15 protein-coding genes are annotated in these 18,094 nt (G+C 39.6%); 7 read left to right on the top strand and 8 right to left on the bottom strand.

Annotation, left to right across the window (positions count from 1 at the left end):
• Positions 1-121: 121 nt before the first annotated feature.
• Positions 122-1,312 carry a nickel pincer cofactor biosynthesis protein LarC gene (larC, locus tag A994_RS06470; protein ID WP_004030578.1) on the bottom strand — a complete coding sequence of 397 codons (1,191 nt, stop codon included), beginning with the start codon at positions 1,310-1,312 and terminating at the stop codon, positions 122-124.
• A 259-nt stretch (positions 1,313-1,571) separates the two neighbouring features.
• Here larC and A994_RS06465 point away from each other — a divergent pair, with 259 nt between their 5' ends.
• Positions 1,572-2,015, top strand: a complete 444-nt coding sequence (locus A994_RS06465; protein WP_004030577.1) for an Hsp20/alpha crystallin family protein — start codon at positions 1,572-1,574, stop codon at positions 2,013-2,015.
• Positions 2,016-2,104: 89 nt separating this feature from the next.
• Here the strand turns inward: A994_RS06465 and A994_RS13385 are convergent, their stop codons facing one another.
• On the bottom strand, positions 2,105-2,272 hold the full coding sequence (locus tag A994_RS13385) for a hypothetical protein (protein WP_004030575.1): 168 nt from the start codon (positions 2,270-2,272) through the stop codon (positions 2,105-2,107).
• Positions 2,272-2,778 (bottom strand): MJ1244 family protein, encoded by a 507-nt coding sequence (locus A994_RS06460; RefSeq protein ID WP_237739709.1) that lies wholly within the window; start codon positions 2,776-2,778, stop codon positions 2,272-2,274. The genes A994_RS13385 and A994_RS06460 overlap by 1 nt, the downstream gene beginning before the upstream one ends.
• Positions 2,779-3,088: 310 nt before the next feature.
• Between A994_RS06460 and A994_RS06455 the strand changes: the two genes are divergently transcribed.
• The 3 genes from A994_RS06455 (at position 3,089) to A994_RS06445 (ending at position 5,131) form a co-directional block, all read left to right on the top strand.
• A complete protein-coding gene (locus A994_RS06455; protein WP_004030572.1) occupies positions 3,089-3,535 on the top strand; it encodes a phosphatidylglycerophosphatase A in 447 nt (148 codons plus the stop codon).
• A gap of 201 nt (positions 3,536-3,736) precedes the next feature.
• Positions 3,737-4,576 carry an adenosylcobinamide-GDP ribazoletransferase gene (cobS, locus tag A994_RS06450; protein ID WP_004030571.1) on the top strand — a complete coding sequence of 280 codons (840 nt, stop codon included), beginning with the start codon at positions 3,737-3,739 and terminating at the stop codon, positions 4,574-4,576.
• Positions 4,577-5,131 (top strand): tRNA methyltransferase, encoded by a 555-nt coding sequence (locus tag A994_RS06445; protein ID WP_004030569.1) that lies wholly within the window; start codon positions 4,577-4,579, stop codon positions 5,129-5,131.
• A 73-nt stretch (positions 5,132-5,204) separates the two neighbouring features.
• Here the strand turns inward: A994_RS06445 and A994_RS06440 are convergent, their stop codons facing one another.
• Entirely contained in the window at positions 5,205-6,260 is a 1,056-nt protein-coding gene (locus A994_RS06440; RefSeq protein ID WP_004030568.1) for a PQQ-dependent sugar dehydrogenase, read from the bottom strand.
• Positions 6,261-6,501: 241 nt separating this feature from the next.
• Between A994_RS06440 and upp the strand changes: the two genes are divergently transcribed.
• The gene (gene upp / locus A994_RS06435) at positions 6,502-7,137 is read left to right on the top strand and encodes a uracil phosphoribosyltransferase (protein WP_004030567.1); all 636 of its coding nucleotides are present in this window, start codon (positions 6,502-6,504) and stop codon (positions 7,135-7,137) included.
• A gap of 57 nt (positions 7,138-7,194) precedes the next feature.
• Here upp and A994_RS06430 read toward each other — a convergent pair whose 3' ends face one another.
• The gene (locus A994_RS06430) at positions 7,195-7,689 is read right to left on the bottom strand and encodes a fumarate hydratase C-terminal domain-containing protein (RefSeq protein WP_048204136.1); all 495 of its coding nucleotides are present in this window, start codon (positions 7,687-7,689) and stop codon (positions 7,195-7,197) included.
• 331 nt (positions 7,690-8,020) lie between these two features.
• Between A994_RS06430 and A994_RS12890 the strand changes: the two genes are divergently transcribed.
• On the top strand, positions 8,021-10,993 hold the full coding sequence (locus tag A994_RS12890) for a hypothetical protein (RefSeq protein ID WP_237739715.1): 2,973 nt from the start codon (positions 8,021-8,023) through the stop codon (positions 10,991-10,993).
• Between the two features lie 459 nt (positions 10,994-11,452).
• Here the strand turns inward: A994_RS12890 and mfnA are convergent, their stop codons facing one another.
• The 3 genes from mfnA to rplJ form a co-directional block, all read right to left on the bottom strand.
• Complete coding sequence (mfnA, locus tag A994_RS06420) at positions 11,453-12,595, bottom strand: tyrosine decarboxylase MfnA (protein WP_004030562.1); 1,143 nt, start codon at positions 12,593-12,595, stop codon at positions 11,453-11,455.
• A 72-nt stretch (positions 12,596-12,667) separates the two neighbouring features.
• Positions 12,668-14,959 carry a phosphoenolpyruvate synthase gene (gene ppsA, locus A994_RS06415; protein WP_004030561.1) on the bottom strand — a complete coding sequence of 764 codons (2,292 nt, stop codon included), beginning with the start codon at positions 14,957-14,959 and terminating at the stop codon, positions 12,668-12,670.
• A 51-nt stretch (positions 14,960-15,010) separates the two neighbouring features.
• Entirely contained in the window at positions 15,011-15,493 is a 483-nt protein-coding gene (gene rplJ / locus A994_RS06410; protein ID WP_004030560.1) for a 50S ribosomal protein L16, read from the bottom strand.
• Positions 15,494-16,686: 1,193 nt separating this feature from the next.
• Here rplJ and A994_RS06405 point away from each other — a divergent pair.
• Positions 16,687-18,094, top strand: a 1,408-nt coding sequence (locus A994_RS06405; RefSeq protein ID WP_048204126.1) for a pseudomurein-binding repeat-containing protein, incomplete at its 3' end; no start/stop codon positions are given.

Here is an 18,094-nt window from a genome sequence, read left to right as displayed (position 1 = left end):
TACGTAATATGAGATCCACAAATTATTTTAATCTTTCCATACTTGAAAATGAAATTAATGGAAAAATAGAGTAAAAAAATAAAAATAAAAAGAGGATTCCACTTAAAACAGATTTAACAATTTAAAAACTAATTTTTTGATTTATAAATCTTATAACATCTTTTAGGGGCATTTGAATCTCTTCTGAAACCTTTCGAGCATCTTCGTATTCAACGGTGACGTTAACTATCTCCTCACCAATCTTAGCAACTTTAATCCGCACTGTCTTTGGTTGTCCATTAAAGTCAACCTCAACTGGAATTATCTCACGGCTTACAATGTTCCGGTGTACATAGGGAATTGTTCTAACACCAAGAGTACCTGTTTCCCGAATTATGGTCTCTGAAAGAATAGAATTCATGCTGGATTTACTGATCACTCTTAAAAGATGAGCTGGCCTGTTTTTCTTGGCAATAGTGGGGATTATGGTCACATCAAGTGCACCTTCCTCCATAAGCCTGTCCACAGTATGACCTAACACTTCCCCAGTAACATCATCCAGATTTGTCTCTAGAATCGATATTTTATCGGTGGGTATGGGAGATGTACCCAAAACTAGTCTTAAAACGTTTGGATAGTTCAGATCATGGCTTCCAGCTCCATATGCAATCTTTTTGTTGGTTATTAGGGGATAAAATTCTGAGAATTCATCCACCATGTTCACCAGTAAAGCTGCTCCCGTTGGTGTGGTAAGTTCATGATTTACAGGTCCACCCATAGCTGGAATGTTTTTAAGAATTTCAAGGGTTGCCGGGGCAGGGACAGTTAGATTTCCATGATCACTCTTTATCCTACCTCCTCCCAGGGCAGGTGGAAGTCCATAAACTTTTTGATGAGATAACCCTAATTCATGGAAAGCATAAGAGGCACCGATTACATCTGCCACCGCATCAGCCGCCCCGACCTCATGAAAATGTATCTTATCCATATCTACTCCGTGAACATGAGATTCAGCTATTGCCAGTGTTTGGAAAACTTTTTTGGCAAAGTTCAAAATAGGGGAAGTGATTTTTTCATGTTCAATTTCTTCTAAAGTTTCCAGTAAAATTGGGTAAGCTATGGGTTTATGATCAGAACATTTAACATTAACAAAGGTTGTAGAAATTCCTGATTTATTAACATCTTCAATCTTAACAGTTATCTCTCCAAAATAGGAACCATAATGCTCCATGATTTCTTTAACTATTTCTGCAGTTGCCCCTAAATTTATCAGGGCCCCTATGACCATGTTTCCAGATATCCCTGCCTGTTGTGGATCAATAATTAATGCCATGACTTTGAATCCTCCTTAAATAAATCCTTAAATAAGAATAATCAACCAATGATGTTAAACGTATCATTCCTTCTTAATCCGGGTCATTTCTACCTTGTTTCTTAACCTGACTACTTCTTAACCAAATCACATTGATTAATATTATTATCTTTCCTCATCATTATTTTTTTTGTTTTCTGGGAAATTTTATATAATTGATTGAGAATTATAATAATTGACTCAAAAACGAGTTTGTACTCATAACTATGAGGTGAAATAAATGAAGAAAAAACGGACTATTTTAGATAAGAAAGGATTTGTTGAGAAGATGATGGAAGATACTGCCAAAGCTATTGACAGTATCAGCAAAGACATCGGAAAATCCGTTGTTGATTACACCTTCGTCCCTGGAAAAGATATTCTGGAAACAGATGATAGTGTAATTGTTCACGTGGACCTACCCGGTATCAAAAAAGAAGACATTGATCTGGATGTTACTGAAACCAGGGTTAGAATTAAGGCCAATTTTGATATAACACAGGAAATCAACCGTGGAAGCCACATGACTCTCCACGACCGAAAATCAGGAGTTATAAAAAGAACGGTTAGACTCCCCAAAAAGGTCATTGCCCAGGAAGCTGAAGCAGAATACGAAAATGGTGTTTTAAAGGTTGAAATCCCAAAACAGGAAAAAACTGAAAGCTTCAAAGTTGAGATTAAATAGATAGGTGTGTTAAACACTCCTATTTTCTTTTTTAAATCATTCCAAATTTTTAATTATATATCAATGGTTTCCCTAGATTTTTAAATTCGTCATTTGCGGGGCAGATCCACCATATGGAAGGTGTAATATCTGCTGAATCCACATTCACGGCAGCGTATTTTAATGTTGAACTCATCGACCTCTATATCATGAGTGGTAGCATCTCCGCAGTTATAGCAGTTGGCTCCCTTTTCAAGTTTCCATTTTTTAACTGCCATCAGCTTCCCTCCTTTTCCACACCTTTTATAAGATAGTAACGGGCTGCACCGCAATTGGTACACCATATTTTAGCTTTGTTCATGTCGATTCTTATCCTTTGAACAGAATTTTCACCACAATAAAAACAGGGTACTTCTTTCTCCAGTAACCATGTTTCAGCCCTTTCTTTTTCAGGGTCCTGGTTGTTGACTATAATTCTGCGGATAGGTACTTCCAGAATAGTGTATTTTTCACCTTCCAGTGCCTGCATTACAGATTCTACTATTTTATCTGTTTTTTCTTCGTCCACTACGCTGCAGACCAGTACTGCATCGGTGGCATAGTCCTTGATAAGCCCAATAGCCGATTTTGGGTCTTCTTTAATTGAGAACCCTTTCCAGTCCTGAGGAGACATGCCTTTGTACTCCAGAATATAGAATCCAGTGATTCCGGCATCAGCAAGGGCATTCATAGCTTTTCCCAGGTTTTCTACCTCTACAAAGACTCTAAGATGAACTTTCAACATAACACCCCCTTATATTGACAATCACCATTTAAAGGCCTTTAGGAATATTAAATCCATTTTAGTACTTAATATTCCCATATTTTCCATCCTGTTAGATAATTCTAGTGTTATTTATGTGGTCAATTATCTAAATAATATTCGTTTTGATAATTTTCTGGAAAGATATTAAATTTACGTAACAAATTACATACAAAGGCTACAACTATAAGACTACAAAAAGAAAAGTTACACTTAATGAGTTCTTTATTATTTAGAATAAACTATTTTAGATAGTGCATACCTCTTAATATTATAGATTATGGGTGTTTTAATGAAAGATAATGACGTATCCAGCTCAATTTATGACTACATGAGCGAAGCAGGAGTTGAAGTACCACAACTGGTGGAAGCAGGTTTGGAACTTCTGGCTGGAGTCGAAAAAACTGAAGAATTGGAAATAAGACTTGAAGAACAGATCAAAAAGTCATTGACAGATATTAATGTTATAGTATTGATTATAGCAGGTATTCGAGTTGAAGAGGACCTCTTAGATCACCGAATTAAAGGTGTGGATGTGGATGATGATCCCGCCTACCTCTACTCCGACGAAGTTTTGGGGATGGCCATTGCCAACCAGATAGCTGGAACCAAGGCTATTTTTAACTTTAAACGGTATGATGAAGCCAAGCCAGGGATTATCGGGACTCTGGGGCCCATGCTGGACGATGTTTTCGCAGGCCTAATTGCAGGTTGTATGTCCAAATTATTTGAGGAATAAACATTTCCCAATAAAGAGTTAAAGTGTCCTAAATGAATTAAAAGGCTCAAAAATGATTAAAATGCCTAAAAGAAACAAATATGCATAAAATGAATTGAAAGTACTTAAAGAGAATAAAAAATAGCCCAAATAGAATAAATAGTATTCTAAAATGAATAAAAAAGTTTAAAATCAATAAAATTGACTAAGAAGGAATGAAAAGTGTCCAATAAAGATCTTCAGGGAAAAGTTCCCCAACCTCAGATGACCAGTAAAGATGATGAATCCCAGTTCAGCATACATGGGTTCTTAGGTCTGGTATCATTCTCTACAATACTACCCCTAAATATTCACAGCACCATCCCTGAGATGGCAAAGTTTACTTTTATCTGGCCAATAATTGGAGCTTTCATTGGAATTATTGTAGGTGGCTTTGGATGGCTACTTATGTATCCACTACATCTATCTCAACTCTTATCAGCAGCACTGATTTACAGTTTGGCAATTAGCTTCACTGGGTTCCATCACCTGGATGGCCTGGTTGACTTTGGTGATGGCCTCATGGCCCACGGAGACCCCAAACGGAAGATAGAAATAATGAGGGATAAAAGGATAGGCACTGGTGGCCTGGCCTTGCTTTTAATTGTTTCCATGGTAACTGTCACCTCTATTACATCCTTATCCGCAGTTTACATTTTACCAGCCGTTTTTGTGTCGGAAGTAGCTGCCAAACTCAGCCTGGTGACCTGTGCAACTTTTTCCCAACCATTAAAAGATGGTACTGGCCAGTACTTCATCAATAACATGGACTGGAAGCTCCTCACTGGATCAGTTGCCCTCTGCATCATTCTAGGATTATTAGGTTTCAACTACCTGGGAGTAACTGGTAGTTACACTGGAGTCATCGGCATACTGGGTGGTCTTGTTTCAGGATTGTTAATGATCCTCATCACCCGAAGAAATTTCAAATGGACCAATGGAGATATTCTGGGCGCATCCAATGAAATGGGAAGGATGTTATCCCTTTTATTCATAGTTATATTCATTTCATGGAGTGTTTAAATGGAAGTTAAAGTTTTACGATTGGATCATCGCCGGGTTCGTGATGCCAGGATCACCACTCACGTCTGTCTTACTGCCCGGGCACTGGGAGCATCCGGTGTTTATTTAAGTGGAGATCATGATAAAAAGCTCATGGAGAATGTTCAGGATGTGGTTAAGCGTTGGGGCGGTGATTTCCAGGTGGAATACCGTAAAGGTTGGCAGAATTTTCTGGATGAATGGAAAAATAATGGTGGAGAAATAGTTCACCTCACCATGTATGGAGAACCAGTGCAAGATATCACTCCCAAAATCAGGAACTCAAGCAGGGATAAACTGGTGGTGGTTGGTGGTTCACGCGTTCCCAGTAAAGTGTATCAGGAGGCAGAATGGAATGTTTCCGTGACCACCCAACCCCACTCTGAGGTCTCTTCACTGGCCATATTCCTCCACATGTTACAGGAGGGGAAAGAACTGGATCTGGAGTTTACAGATGGAGAGATGAAAGTAATACCCTCAGCACATGGTAAAAATGTGGTAATGAAAAACAGATCTGATGGTTCTGGAAGTGATTAAAATATTTTGGCTGGTTTTCTTTTAAACTATTTTTAACCAGTTTTACTTCAAAAGTACCATAAAAAACTTAAAATCAACTGATTTTTATTTTTAATATTTTATCATCACCGGTCTGGGGAATTCCCCTTCCATCCCGGTTGGAAGTGCTGATGTAGAGGTAGCCATTATGTTCCACCACTTCACGGATCCTTCCCATCTGTCTGAAAAATGCCTTTTCCCCCATGACTGAATTACCATCATCACTCAAAGTTACTTTCCTTAATTGAGAACCTCTTAAACCTGCGATCCAGATCGCGTTCTGGTAGAATGCTATTCCAGATGGTGCCAGGGTGAACTCAGTGTATCCTCTGATGGGTTTTATGTATCCGGTAGCAGTGTCATTTCCCTGATACAGTGGCCAACCATAATTTCCACCTTTCACGATAATGTTAAGTTCGTCATTGGCACTGTCCCCATGCTCTGATGAATACATGGTCCCTGTGGGGCCCCAGGTGATCCCCTGAGGGTCACGGTGCCCATAACTGTACACATAGCTCCCCAATGGATTATCCGAGGGCACAGAACCGTCGGAATTTAATCGTAGTATTTTACCACCTAATGAGTTAAGGTCCTGGGCCAGGGATGAATTACCCGCATCCCCAGTAGTGGCGTAGAGTTTTCCATCTGGTCCGAACTTCAACCGGCCCCCGTTGTGAATGGAAGCAGCAGGGATATTTCCAACTAGGATGGTTTCATTGCCGAGTGTTTCATTCAAAACAAACCGGGAGATACGGTTGTTATTTCCACTGGTGTAGTACATGTAGATGTAGTGGTTCTGGTTAAAATCAGGGTCAACTGCTATTCCCATGAGTCCTGACTCACCATTAGTGGTTACATTGATTTTTCCCACATTTTTAACATTACCACTATCAATGATGTTGATTTCTCCTCCCCGTTCAGTGAAGATAAGACGGCCATCAGGCAGGAAAGCTATGGCCCATGGTACTTCCAGGTTTTGGGCAATTACTTCAGTACCAAAACCAGTTTCATTGGTACTGGTACTCTGCGGGGATAAAAGGAAGAAAAATGCTATGATTATTATTAAAATGAGTGGTACTGCTGCTATAAAAATTACACTTACCCTATTCATTTTAAAACCCTGTTTAAAATTTATGAGTTTAATGTTAAATTAAATTTTTTAAAATTAAAATAAATTGATGAAATAATAATTGATAAAATATTTTTATGCATGAAATTAATATTATAACAGATATCCCCTAAAAATGATACTCAACTGATAAATAAACATGAATCAGATTTGATAAATTCATTTTTTACATTATTTTCAGATTAATATTGAGCAACTCATCACCCCCATTTCAGGAGAAAAAATGATAAAAATCATAGACCACTTACTGGTGCAGGAAAAACTCACCCTGATCAGAAGGGATGGAATAGATGGCATCCATTTCAGAGGAGGGATAATAGAAATAGGGCGCTGGTTGGCCTATGAATTATCCAACACCCTTGAAAGAGAATATGTGACTGTGCAAACTCCCCTTGGAATTGCAGAAGGGGTGAGGATAAAGGATAAAAATGATATTGTAGTGGTGAGTGTTTTAAGAGCGGCTATTCCCCTGGTTGAGGGGATTATGAGGGTTTTCAGGAATGCACAGTACGGGGTGGTAGGTGCATCCCGGAGGGATGAAGCACCATTTAAAGTGGATATTGGTTACTTTAAACTACCCCTACTGGATGATAAAATAGTGGTAATCGCTGACCCCATGCTGGCCACTGGAAACACCATGAACGCCATTTTGGACCGTATTAAGGAGAAAGGAAATCCACGTCGCTTGGTCTTACTCAATGTGATAGCATCCAGAAAGGGCATAGACCAGGTGCAAAAAGAGCACCCTGATGTGGAGATATGCACCTGTGCAGTGGATGAAAAACTAAACCCGGAGGGTTACATTATCCCGGGTCTGGGTGATGCAGGGGATAAGGCCTTTGGAAAACCAGGAATTTGAAACAAAAATAAACCATTATTTAAATTTTGATAGAAACTAATTCAAATAAAAACTAATTCAATAAATTGATTCCCCGTGGGCTACCGCCACTATCCCTGGAAAATCCTTAACTTCAATCTGGTGCAGGGCCTCCATACCCTCCTCAGGGAAGGCTAAAACTTCAGAAAATATCATTTTACTGGTTAACAGGGCAGCAGCTGGTGGAGTTACCACAAACAGAGAGTTGTTTTCTTCTAATAATTCTATTGTTTTTCCAGAGAGTGCACCTTTACCAATGTGCATCTTCACCCCTGCCTGAGATAATGGACCAATACTAGATTCTATTTCTGTTTTATTACTGCTTGTGGGTGCAATGCCTGCTGGACTGACAGCAGTATGCATTATAGCTGCACCTTCCAGCGTAATTGGGCTTTTATTTTCCTGGGCCAGTTTCACCAGGCGGGGGAGCGCTGCATCCCGGCCAGTTAAGATACTGCCAGATAGCATTATTTGATGACCTATTTTAAGATTTTTAATGATTTTTGAAGTTAAGGGAGTTTGAATATGTTCCATTTGTTGAATAGGTTCCAAGTGAATATCCTCCATGTGTTGAGTATCATCCCTGTGAATATCATTTGTATGCTGAATATCCCACATATGCTGAATCAGCTATAACTGAATATATAGTGGTTTTAATATAATTTCATTGGCCCTGTTTTCATTAACTTTATCCATATTACCCTATCCACAGTCTGTGGTTTTATAATTTTTCAATTTCCAAGCAAACTTCCCTCAGGGGAACATTTATTAAGTCAAAAAGAGTATTATGAACGAGTATGATATAATACTCATAAGATATGCATAAGTTCTCTTTGAATAAATGGGGGAGGTAAATATAGTGAATATGAAATCAATTTTGTATTTGACGTTGTTTTTTGCAGTTATAATTTTTTTGAATGTTAGCGCTGTTTCTGCTGAAAATTCTACTAATTTTACAGTCAGTGAAATATCCAATGCTTCGGTTGCTGTGCAGAACCATATTGACACCAACAAGAAGCTACCTGATAATGTAACTATTGGTAATCAAACTATCAGCACGGCACAGTATCTGCATCTGGCTGTTGATGCAACCAATCAAATACAACAAAACAATAGCAAACCTATAAGTTTAGAAAATGACCAGGCCCCCAGGTACAGTGAAGAATCACTGGGAAGTGGTAGTATCAGTCGATCAGATTACCTGGATTTTGCCAATCGTGTTGACGATTACATGAATAACAACCAGGAAGCACCACCCTATGGATACATAGGACTCGGAAAAATCAGCTACCAATCCCAAGTATATCTCTTCAGTCGAATCCTGAGCATTTACTACACCAACGGCACACTACCTACTTATGTAAGCCTGAAACCATTCACCCCTAGCAACATACCCATACTCTACACACCACCAACCACTTTCACCCCTGCACAAATAGTAAGCGCAGCAGTTACTCTTAAAGACACCATAGAAACCACCAAAACCATACCCACAACAATAACTATCAACGGAATCACCATCTACACCGCACAATTCCTTCACCTAGCCACACAAGCCACCACACAACTGGCCAACAAAAACTACGATCCTATCCTCTTACAAAATGATGATCAACCTACCTACAGTGAAGAACAACTCAACTCTGGAACCATGACCCAAAACGACTACCTCGACTTCGCCCAGAGAATAACCAACCACATGAACCAGAACCATCAGGCACCACCATACGGATACATAGGACTCGGAAAAATCAGCTACCAGTCACAGGTCTATCTATTCACAAGAATACTAACCATCTACAACAGCACCGGAAGTCTGCCAGTGGCAGTAACCATGAAACCATTCACCTCCAACAACATACCCATACTATACACACCACCAACCACTTTCACCCCTGCACAAATAGCCAGTGCAGCCTCAGAACTGAAAAATACCATAGAAACCACCAAAACCATACCCACAACAATAACTATCAACGGAATCACCATCTACACCGCACAATTCTTGCAACTTGCCACACAAGCCACCACACAACTGGCTAACAACAACACCACACCGATACTACTAACCAGCAACGAAAAACCAAGCTACACCGAGGAACAGTTAAACTCTGGAACCATGACCCAAAACGACTACCTTGACTTTGCCCAGAGAATAACCGGCTACATGAACGACAATCATCAGGCACCACCATACGGATACATAGGACTCGGAAAAATCAGCTACCAATCCCAAGTATATCTATTTGCCCGTGTTCTCAGCATATACAACAGCAGCGGAAGTCTGCCAGTGGCAGTAGCCATGAACCCATTCACCTCCAGCAACATACCCATACTATACACACCACCAACCACTTTCACCCCTGCACAAATAGCCAGTGCAGCCTCAGAACTGAAAAATACCATAGAAACCACCAAAACCATACCCACAACAATAACTATCAACGGAATCACCATCTACACCGCACAATTCTTGCATCTAGCAGTAAAAGCAGTTAATCAGATTGAAAATAATGATTACAGTCCCATACTCTTACAGAGCGATTCCCAGCCCACTTACAGTGAAGAATCATTTAAATCTGGAATTATGACCGTGTCTAATTTCCTGGATTTTGCCCAGAGAATAAATGATTACATGAACGATAATCACCAGGCACCACCATACGGATACATAGGACTCGGAAAAATCAGCTACCAATCCCAGGTATATCTATTCAGCCGGATCCTTGATTATTACAATTCAACCAGTACTTTACCAGTGAATATCGCCATGAAACCATGGAATTCTGGCAATATACCAATTACTGGGATTAACATAACTTTTACCATAGATCAGGTGGCTGAAACTGCCACTGGCGTGAAAAATAACTTTGATATCTACAGTTCCCTACCAGAAACTGCGGATGTTGCAGGAATCACGGTAAATATTTCCCAGTTCTTATATCTACTCATTTCCAGTGTAACTCAGATAAACAGTGGCCTTAACCATGCTATTATCCTTGAAGACTTTTCAATGCCATCAGCCAGTTACGAACAGATGAACAGTGGATCCCTATTGAAGGCAGATTACATTGACTTTGCCAATAGGATATTGGATTACATGAACACAAACCAGCAACCCCCATCATACGGAGTTACTGGATTAGGTAGAGTTAGTTTCCACTCTCAGGTTTATGCTTACAGCCAAATAATGGATTATTATAAAAATTACAGGCATTTACCTGATGATATTTACTTAAAAAGCTGGAAAACCATCACCTATCTGGGAAGTACTGATTATGGGGAGGTTGTTAGACTGGGACCCTATGGTAACCTAATGTCCCCGGTTAAGATCGCCTACATTGTAGGGGTTCATCCCATTGAACAGGCCTCACACCAAGCCATGATGGAAACCATCGGAGACTACGATAATTCACTGCAGTACTGTTACTACATTTATCATGTGACTGTAACCCGAGATGCAGGGGATTATGACAAAGGTAGGATGAATGGACAGTTATTGGCCAATAGCTTCGTAGTTCCAGATATAATCAGTAAAAAATTCCAGCTGGCCATTGATATACATTCCAACGTTGGTAACTGGGCTTACACCCGATTTGTTTTCAGTCCTGTTTCTGGAACTTCTTCGGAGTCCTTTGCCTGGGCCATTAAAAATGGAATATCCTGGTTAACCTACTTCTCACCACCCGGCCAGACCAGTCCGGCTTACGTTACAGTGCCATTGATACAGGCTGGTATTCCGGCGATACTTTACGAGACGTACACCTACGAGGATTATGGAACCACACGAACACATGCCAATGAATTCGCCCGAAGAGTAGATAGTTTGTCGTTTTAGACCCTTGAATTGAAAATTAATGAGTGTACTTTGAGTACACCCATTATATTTTATTTTTTAAAAGAAACTTGCATTAAATTCAATCCTTAAATACTAATCTTATTCTATGTAAATAAACGAATCTTAGTTAGATTACTGATAAGTTTCGGGATTATGTTGCTAAAATTACTGCTTATTGAAGTTTATCGAATAATAAAAATTAACCAGTTATTAATTTACTTGTGATTGAAGTTTCTGGATTATAAAAATTAACCTGTTAAAAAGTTAAAATTACAGGTAACTTAAGTATGGGTTCTATTTCGAAGATTATAAAATCCATTTTGAGAATTAAAATTTGAAAAAAAGGGATCTTCATTAAAAATGAGATTATAAATGAGATTTAATTAAAAAAATTAAAAAAATAATCTCAATTAAAAAAAGGTAGGAAGTAAAATAAAAAAAATAAGTTTTAATTACTCTTCAAATTTCCTTTAAATCCCTGATAAATGCATCAACATGTTCTTCTTTCAGGTGGGGCATTACAATGACCCTTATGGCTCGGGGGTATGATGCCAGGGAGACTGCCCAACCTTTAGCCTCCAGTCTTCGTGCAATTTCTTTTACTGGAATTTCAGAGGAATGAAATGGTACAATGTTCAGTTCTGGTTCGGTTACCAGTTCAAAACCTGCTTCTTTAACCCCTTCAGCCAGTTTATGAGTTATTTCCATACAATGGGTAGCAACTTCACGGTATCCTTCCCGGCCCAGGTGTTTTAAGAGTGCCCAGGTGGCTGCGGTGGCTGCACCTGTTCGGGTACCCACCACTGTTGACTGGAGATCCTCAGTGAGGTATGGTGTTTCAACAGCTATTGCTTCCAGGTACTCGTGTTTGCGGAAAAGAATCCCACCAGTGGGGATTGGAGCAAGACCCATCTTATGTGGGTCTATGGTCATGGATGAAACTCCAGGTAGGCTGAAATCGAATTCTGGTAAATCATACCCAGCTTCCTTGAGGAAAGGTATGGTGTAACCTCCAAAAGCAGCATCAACGTGGAAGTAAATATCATTATCCATACAAATTTTGGAAAGATCCGCTATTGGGTCTATTTTTCCAAGTTCTGTGGTTCCAGCCACTCCCACAATGGCTACAGTGTTATCTGAAATTAATTCCTCCACTGATGAGGTATCCATCCTGTAATCTTCGTCCAAATCTGCCATTTTCAAATCAAGACATAACATGTCTGATGCCTTTTTGAAGGAGAAATGTGCTGATTTAGGAACAATGATCTCTGGATTATCCAGGTTTCTCATATTACGGGCGGCTCTCATTGCCATGAGGTTGGCTTCAGTCCCTCCAGTAATAATGTGACCATGAACATCTTTTTTTCCAAGTAAACCCCCGAGTATGGTGATAACTTCGTCTTCCAGGGCTTTTGTTCCGGGGAACAGTCCTGGATCTCCCAGGTTTGATTCTAAAAACATGGAATATGCCCTGACTCCAACTGGGTGGGGACAGGTGCACATTGATCCCAGTATTCTACCTGAGCGATGGGTGAGGTCTTTTTCTTTGTATTCCCTGAGCATTTGGTATACTTGCTCTTTGGATATTCCCTTGTCTTCCATTTTTAATCCCTTAGAAAAATAATATATCCAAAAAAATAAAGTAAAATGTTTAAAATAAAAAATAAAGAGTTTTTATTCCTGCATCAACTTACGAGCTGCTTTGAGGAGGAGTTTCTGTTCTACTCGTGCTACAGTTTCTCTTACTGCGGCTACGGCATCAGTGTTGGCTGATACTGAGGTTATACCCAGTTCCACCAGCTTTTCCACAATTGCAGGTATGCTTCCAGCCTGTCCACAGATACTGGTTTTGACTCCAGCCTTGTTACACTCAATTATAACCCGTTCAATGAGTTTTAGAACTGCAGGGTGACTTTCGGTGTAAAGATCCGCCACGTTTTCATTGTTCCGGTCAATAGCCAAGGTGTACTGGGTTAGGTCATTGGTTCCGAAGCTTACAAAATCAATACCTTCTGCTATGAAATCCTCGATGGTCAGTGCTGCTGCCGGTGTTTCCACCATCATCCCGAATTCAATGTTTTTCTGTGGTTTCAAACCAGCCTTTCTGGCAATTTCTTTAGCCTGTTTCAGTTCATCAGGGTGTTGCAGTAACGGTAGCATGATTCCAATATTGGTGTATCCCTGTTCGTGGAGTTTTTTAATGGCCTTGAACTCTGCCAGTAGGATTTCTGGTTCGTCCAGTTCCCGGCGTATTCCTCTCCATCCCAGCATAGGGTTGTGTTCGTATGGTTCGTCTTCCCCACCATCCAGTGATTGGAATTCATCGGTAGGAGCATCAAGGGTACGGTACCACACTGTTTTAGGGTAGAATGCATCGGCCACTTTCAGGACATTTTCCACCAGTACCTTAACCAGTTCTGCTTCATTACCCTCTTGGATGTACTTCTTAGGGTGTACTCCAGTGGTGAGCATCATGTGTTCGGTTCTGAGGAGTCCCACACCATCTGCACCGGTTGCGGCTGCTTTTTTAGCTGCTTCGGACATACTCACATTAACTTTAACTTCAGTAACTGTTAATGGTGCCTGTAAAACTACACTAGGTTCTAGAGTGGTTTCCTCTTTTTTAGTAGTTTCTACCAGGAGTCCTTCCCAGACTATTCCCTTATTCCCATCAAGGGTTACCTGACTGTTTTCAGGTAGCATGGATGTGGCATCTCCAGTTCCCACTACACAGGGTATTCCCAGTTCACGGGATACAATTGCTGCGTGACAGGTTACTCCACCTTCATCGGTGATGATTCCATTGGCCCGTTTCATGGCTGGTACCATGTCCGGGGTGGTCATCACTGTAACCAGAATGTCACCCTGCTGGACTTTATCCAGTTCATCGGTGTTCTTTACGATCTTAACAGATCCAGCGGCCATTCCAGGGCTGGCTCCTAATCCTTTGGTAATTACAGTCCTGTCACCGTCATTCAAGGTTTCACCCCCTACACTTGCCATGTCCAGGGTGGTTACTGGTCTTGATTGTAGCATGAATATTTTTCCAGATTCAATGGCCCACTCTGTGTCCTGAGGGAACTGGTAGTGTTCCTGAATTTTCTTCCCCAGTTCAACCAGTTGTGCGAGTTCTGTTTCATCCAAAACTTGTTTGGTTTTAAGTTCCTCTGGGACCGGTGCCTGTACTGTTTGACCATTTTCGGATTTTTTCTGGAACATGGTCTTTTTCTCACTGACCTGTTTCTCCAGAATTTCCCCGGTGGATTTATCCATCCAGTAGGTGTCGGGGGTTACAGTTCCAGATACCACTCCTTCTCCCAGGCCCCATGCTCCTTCTATGAGAATTTTTTCCTCACCAGTAGAGGGGTGTACAGTAAACATTACACCAGCTTTCTCAGCATCCACCATTTCCTGAACTACCACTGCTATGTAAACCTTGGAGTGGTCGAAGTTGTTTTCTTCCCGGTAAAATATGGCTCTAGCTTCAAATAATGATGCCCAGCATTTCCTGACGTATTTTATCAGATCTTCCTGGCCTTTAACATTAAGGTAGGTATCCTGTTGGCCTGCAAATGATGCTTCTGGCAGGTCCTCGGCAGTTGCAGATGACCTTACTGCTACAAAAGCGTCTTCCTTTCCTATACGATGGCAAAGCGCGTTGTATGCTTCAATAATAAGACTACTTATTTCATCAGGTATTTCAGTATTGATGATGATATTTTTTATTTTTCGGGCGGATTCCTGAAGTTCTTTGTTGTTGTTAACATCCAGGGCATTAAGAATGTCCAGTATTTCCTGGGTGATTCCAGTTTCATCCATGAACTTCTGATAGGTAGCTGATGTTATCACAAACCCCGGGGGAACCGGTATCCCTGCTTGGGTTAGTTCTCCAAGATTAGCTCCCTTTCCACCAGCTATGTCCACGTCTTCCTTTTTTAGTTCCTCGAAAAATTCGACATACTCCATGCTCATACACCACTTAGGATTTTATTGATATTTTATTCGGTTTAATATTATTTATTTGACTAATTCTGCTCCTTCATCAACGATTATCCTACAGGGGACCGGGAATTTCATAGCAGCCCTTCTAAGGGCGTCTTTGGCATCAAGGAAATTCTTCTTGTTGGTTTTAATGGTTAAAACCCTCTGATTTGCTTTTACCAGAGCTACGGAGCTCACTGGTTTTCCAAATGCTTTCCTCATACCATCCTGCACACGGTCTGCACCGGCACCAGTGGCCATTGGATTTTCCCGGACAATGTGATGTGGGTAAACCCTTATCTTCAAATGATAACCCATCCTACCGGATTTTCGTTGCATGTACCGGTTAGTGGCTATCCTAGCAGCTTCCAGAGCGTTGTGAGATAACTGGGCCTTTTCTTTAAGAGCCAAGCTCACTGTTAAAGGGAATTCTCCAGAGAGGTTTCCCATGTCATATTGAACAATTCTGGAACCCGGAATTTTACGTATGTAATCTTTTCTAGTGTATGCTCTTACCATCTATTATTCCTCCTTATATAAATGTTATTTAAAGCTTGAAAGACAATATTAAAGCTATAAACGTTATTTCTCCTCCTGGAAAAAGGTTAATATGATATCAATCAACCAGGTAGAAATCAATAGTACAATTAGTATGGAGAATTATATTATATAAAATGATCAATGGAGTAAACCACCTATTTATATAAAAAGTCTCAGCAGTTCAATTTCATAGTCTAATTTGAAATATTTAAAAAATTCATATAATATAATTTACTGATTGTTCTGCTATTATATATAATATATTGAAAAGTATTTAGATCAAAATAATGATTCTTAATGAGATCAATTATAATATATTGAAACACAATCAGGTTAAAATTAAATATTGATTTTTAATGGGATAGAATATTATATTGAACTGTATTATAAATTGAATTAAATGATTGATTTTTTATGATATCCACGTTAACCTAATGAAAGTTTTAGATTACTATCATCCCAATAATCAAATAATATAGAAATTGAAACTTAACAGTTAAACTGTTTAATTAACTGGTATAGTTCAATATAAAATTCATAAATTATCTAATTTTTTAAATCTCTGTAATGAGTTATTTTGGCAAAAATTTTGCTATTAACAGATATAAATCATGAAAAATGTCAAATAGGAGTTATCAGATATTTACGACGGTAAAATCAAATTGAATAAGTTTTTTATTTAGCCATAATTACATATTATTGGATTATACTTGGGATAAATCTTAGATTGGGAAGTGTTTGTCAGTGTACCACCAATAAAGACTGCAAAACATCATAAAACAGTGATTTAACCTGAGTTTTGATTGATGATCGCTTTTATCCATATAAACACCATTAAGACATTTGAATAAGATTTTGTATTGTTTATTATGGAATAAAACGTTTTAATTGAAGTTTAATTTTAAAAACAGCCCAAATCGAAGGTAAATTAGAACAATTGAATTTTTATCCCATTTAAAGATGTCTCAAAAAGAAAAAATGACTCTGAGATAGTTTGTTTAAGGGTTTTAAATCAAAAATTTTATATGTTATGCCATTTTGATTTAAATACGTGTCCTAATGATTCCCAAAAGTCACCATTAGGCGATTTCATTGGGAATTATAATTCCAAATGATCCTATAAATTCAAATAAGATCATTTCGGACACGGAGGCGATAAAATTAAGCGAAAATTGTCTTTAGCTGTGCTTTTATTATGTTTTATAGCACTGCTAAGTGTCAATGGCATATACGCCACCGACCAAAACCAAAGCATTAGCAACAACAGTGAAAATACAAATATTGTAATCAGTAACAGCACTAACGGAAGTAGCGATGAAATAATCGTGAATGAGAGTACTTCAAGTGGAAATGACACTGAAAACAACGCAAATAAAGTGACGGATAATGAAACTGGAAACAGTACCACCAGCACTACAAATTCTACCACCAGTACTAATAGTACTAGTCCGGTGAATAACAGTACCAGCCCTCAATCTGGTGCAGCAGGTTCAGCTACTGTTACCGATAACACCTTCACTAATGTTCAGGCTCTTTTTGTATGGTCAACCTCTCTGAGCACTATTGATCCTAGTTACCTGGCAAGTATCGGAATTACCGATATTTATGTTTACGTTCCACGAACTGGAGCGAACCTAGGAAGTTTCGTTGAAAAATTCGCTGGAAGTGGGATTCGTGTTTGGGCATGGATACCATGTTTCGTGGATAGCAATGGAAACTGGCTCGTTGCAGGAGAATCAACAATTAATGGCATTGATGCCAGAGAATGGGTTAAACAACAAGTTAACAGCATAGTTTCAACCTACAATGTTACAGGTGTTCTCCTTGATTACTGCAGGTATCCTGGAACTGCTTATAAACATCCCAGTGAAGCTGAGGCAACATCAATCATCACCAATTTTGTGGCAGATGTGCGTTCCTTACTCGACACAAAAAGTGCGGAAAAAGGGAGTTACATCTATCTCGGAGTATGTGTGATGCCTGAATGTGCGGCAAACACTTACTATTACGGTCAAAGTTACGAACAGTTATCTCAGTATGCTGACTTCCTGGTACCCATGATTTACAAGGGAAACTATGGGGAAGATACTGCCTGGATCGGTAGTACCACTTCATACATCGTAAATCATTCCTCAGTACCTGTAGTTGCAGCAGTGCAGACCTATGAGTCAGACAGTAATGCCACACCAATAAATGGCACTGAACTGACCAACGATGTGCAGACTGCTGTTGATAACAACGCATCAGGATACGCCCTCTTCAGGTATGGATTAGTTAGCAGTTACCCCGACATTTATGGCACTGCCAATTTAACCATTGCAGAAATCCTGGAAGCAGCACAAAAAGTCAAAAACTACATAGAAACCAACAAAGCATTGCCTTCAACCGTTACCGTGGGAAACGTCACCATTAACATGGCACAATTCCTATATCTAGCCACAAAGGCAACAGTAGCACTTAACAATGGACAACCAGTCACTACCAACTTAACAGTAGGAGATTATACTCTACCCAGCAGTAGTAGTGAAAGTCTCACCACAGGTACACTATCTCTGGATAGTTATGTGAACTTTGCCAGTA

The sequence above is a fragment of the Methanobacterium formicicum DSM 3637 genome (assembly GCF_000302455.1).
In the GTDB taxonomy this organism is placed as follows: Archaea; Methanobacteriota; Methanobacteria; order Methanobacteriales; family Methanobacteriaceae; genus Methanobacterium; species Methanobacterium formicicum_A.
The sequence above is the reverse complement of the archived record's forward strand: the minus strand, read 5'-3'. Positions and strand labels throughout refer to the sequence as shown.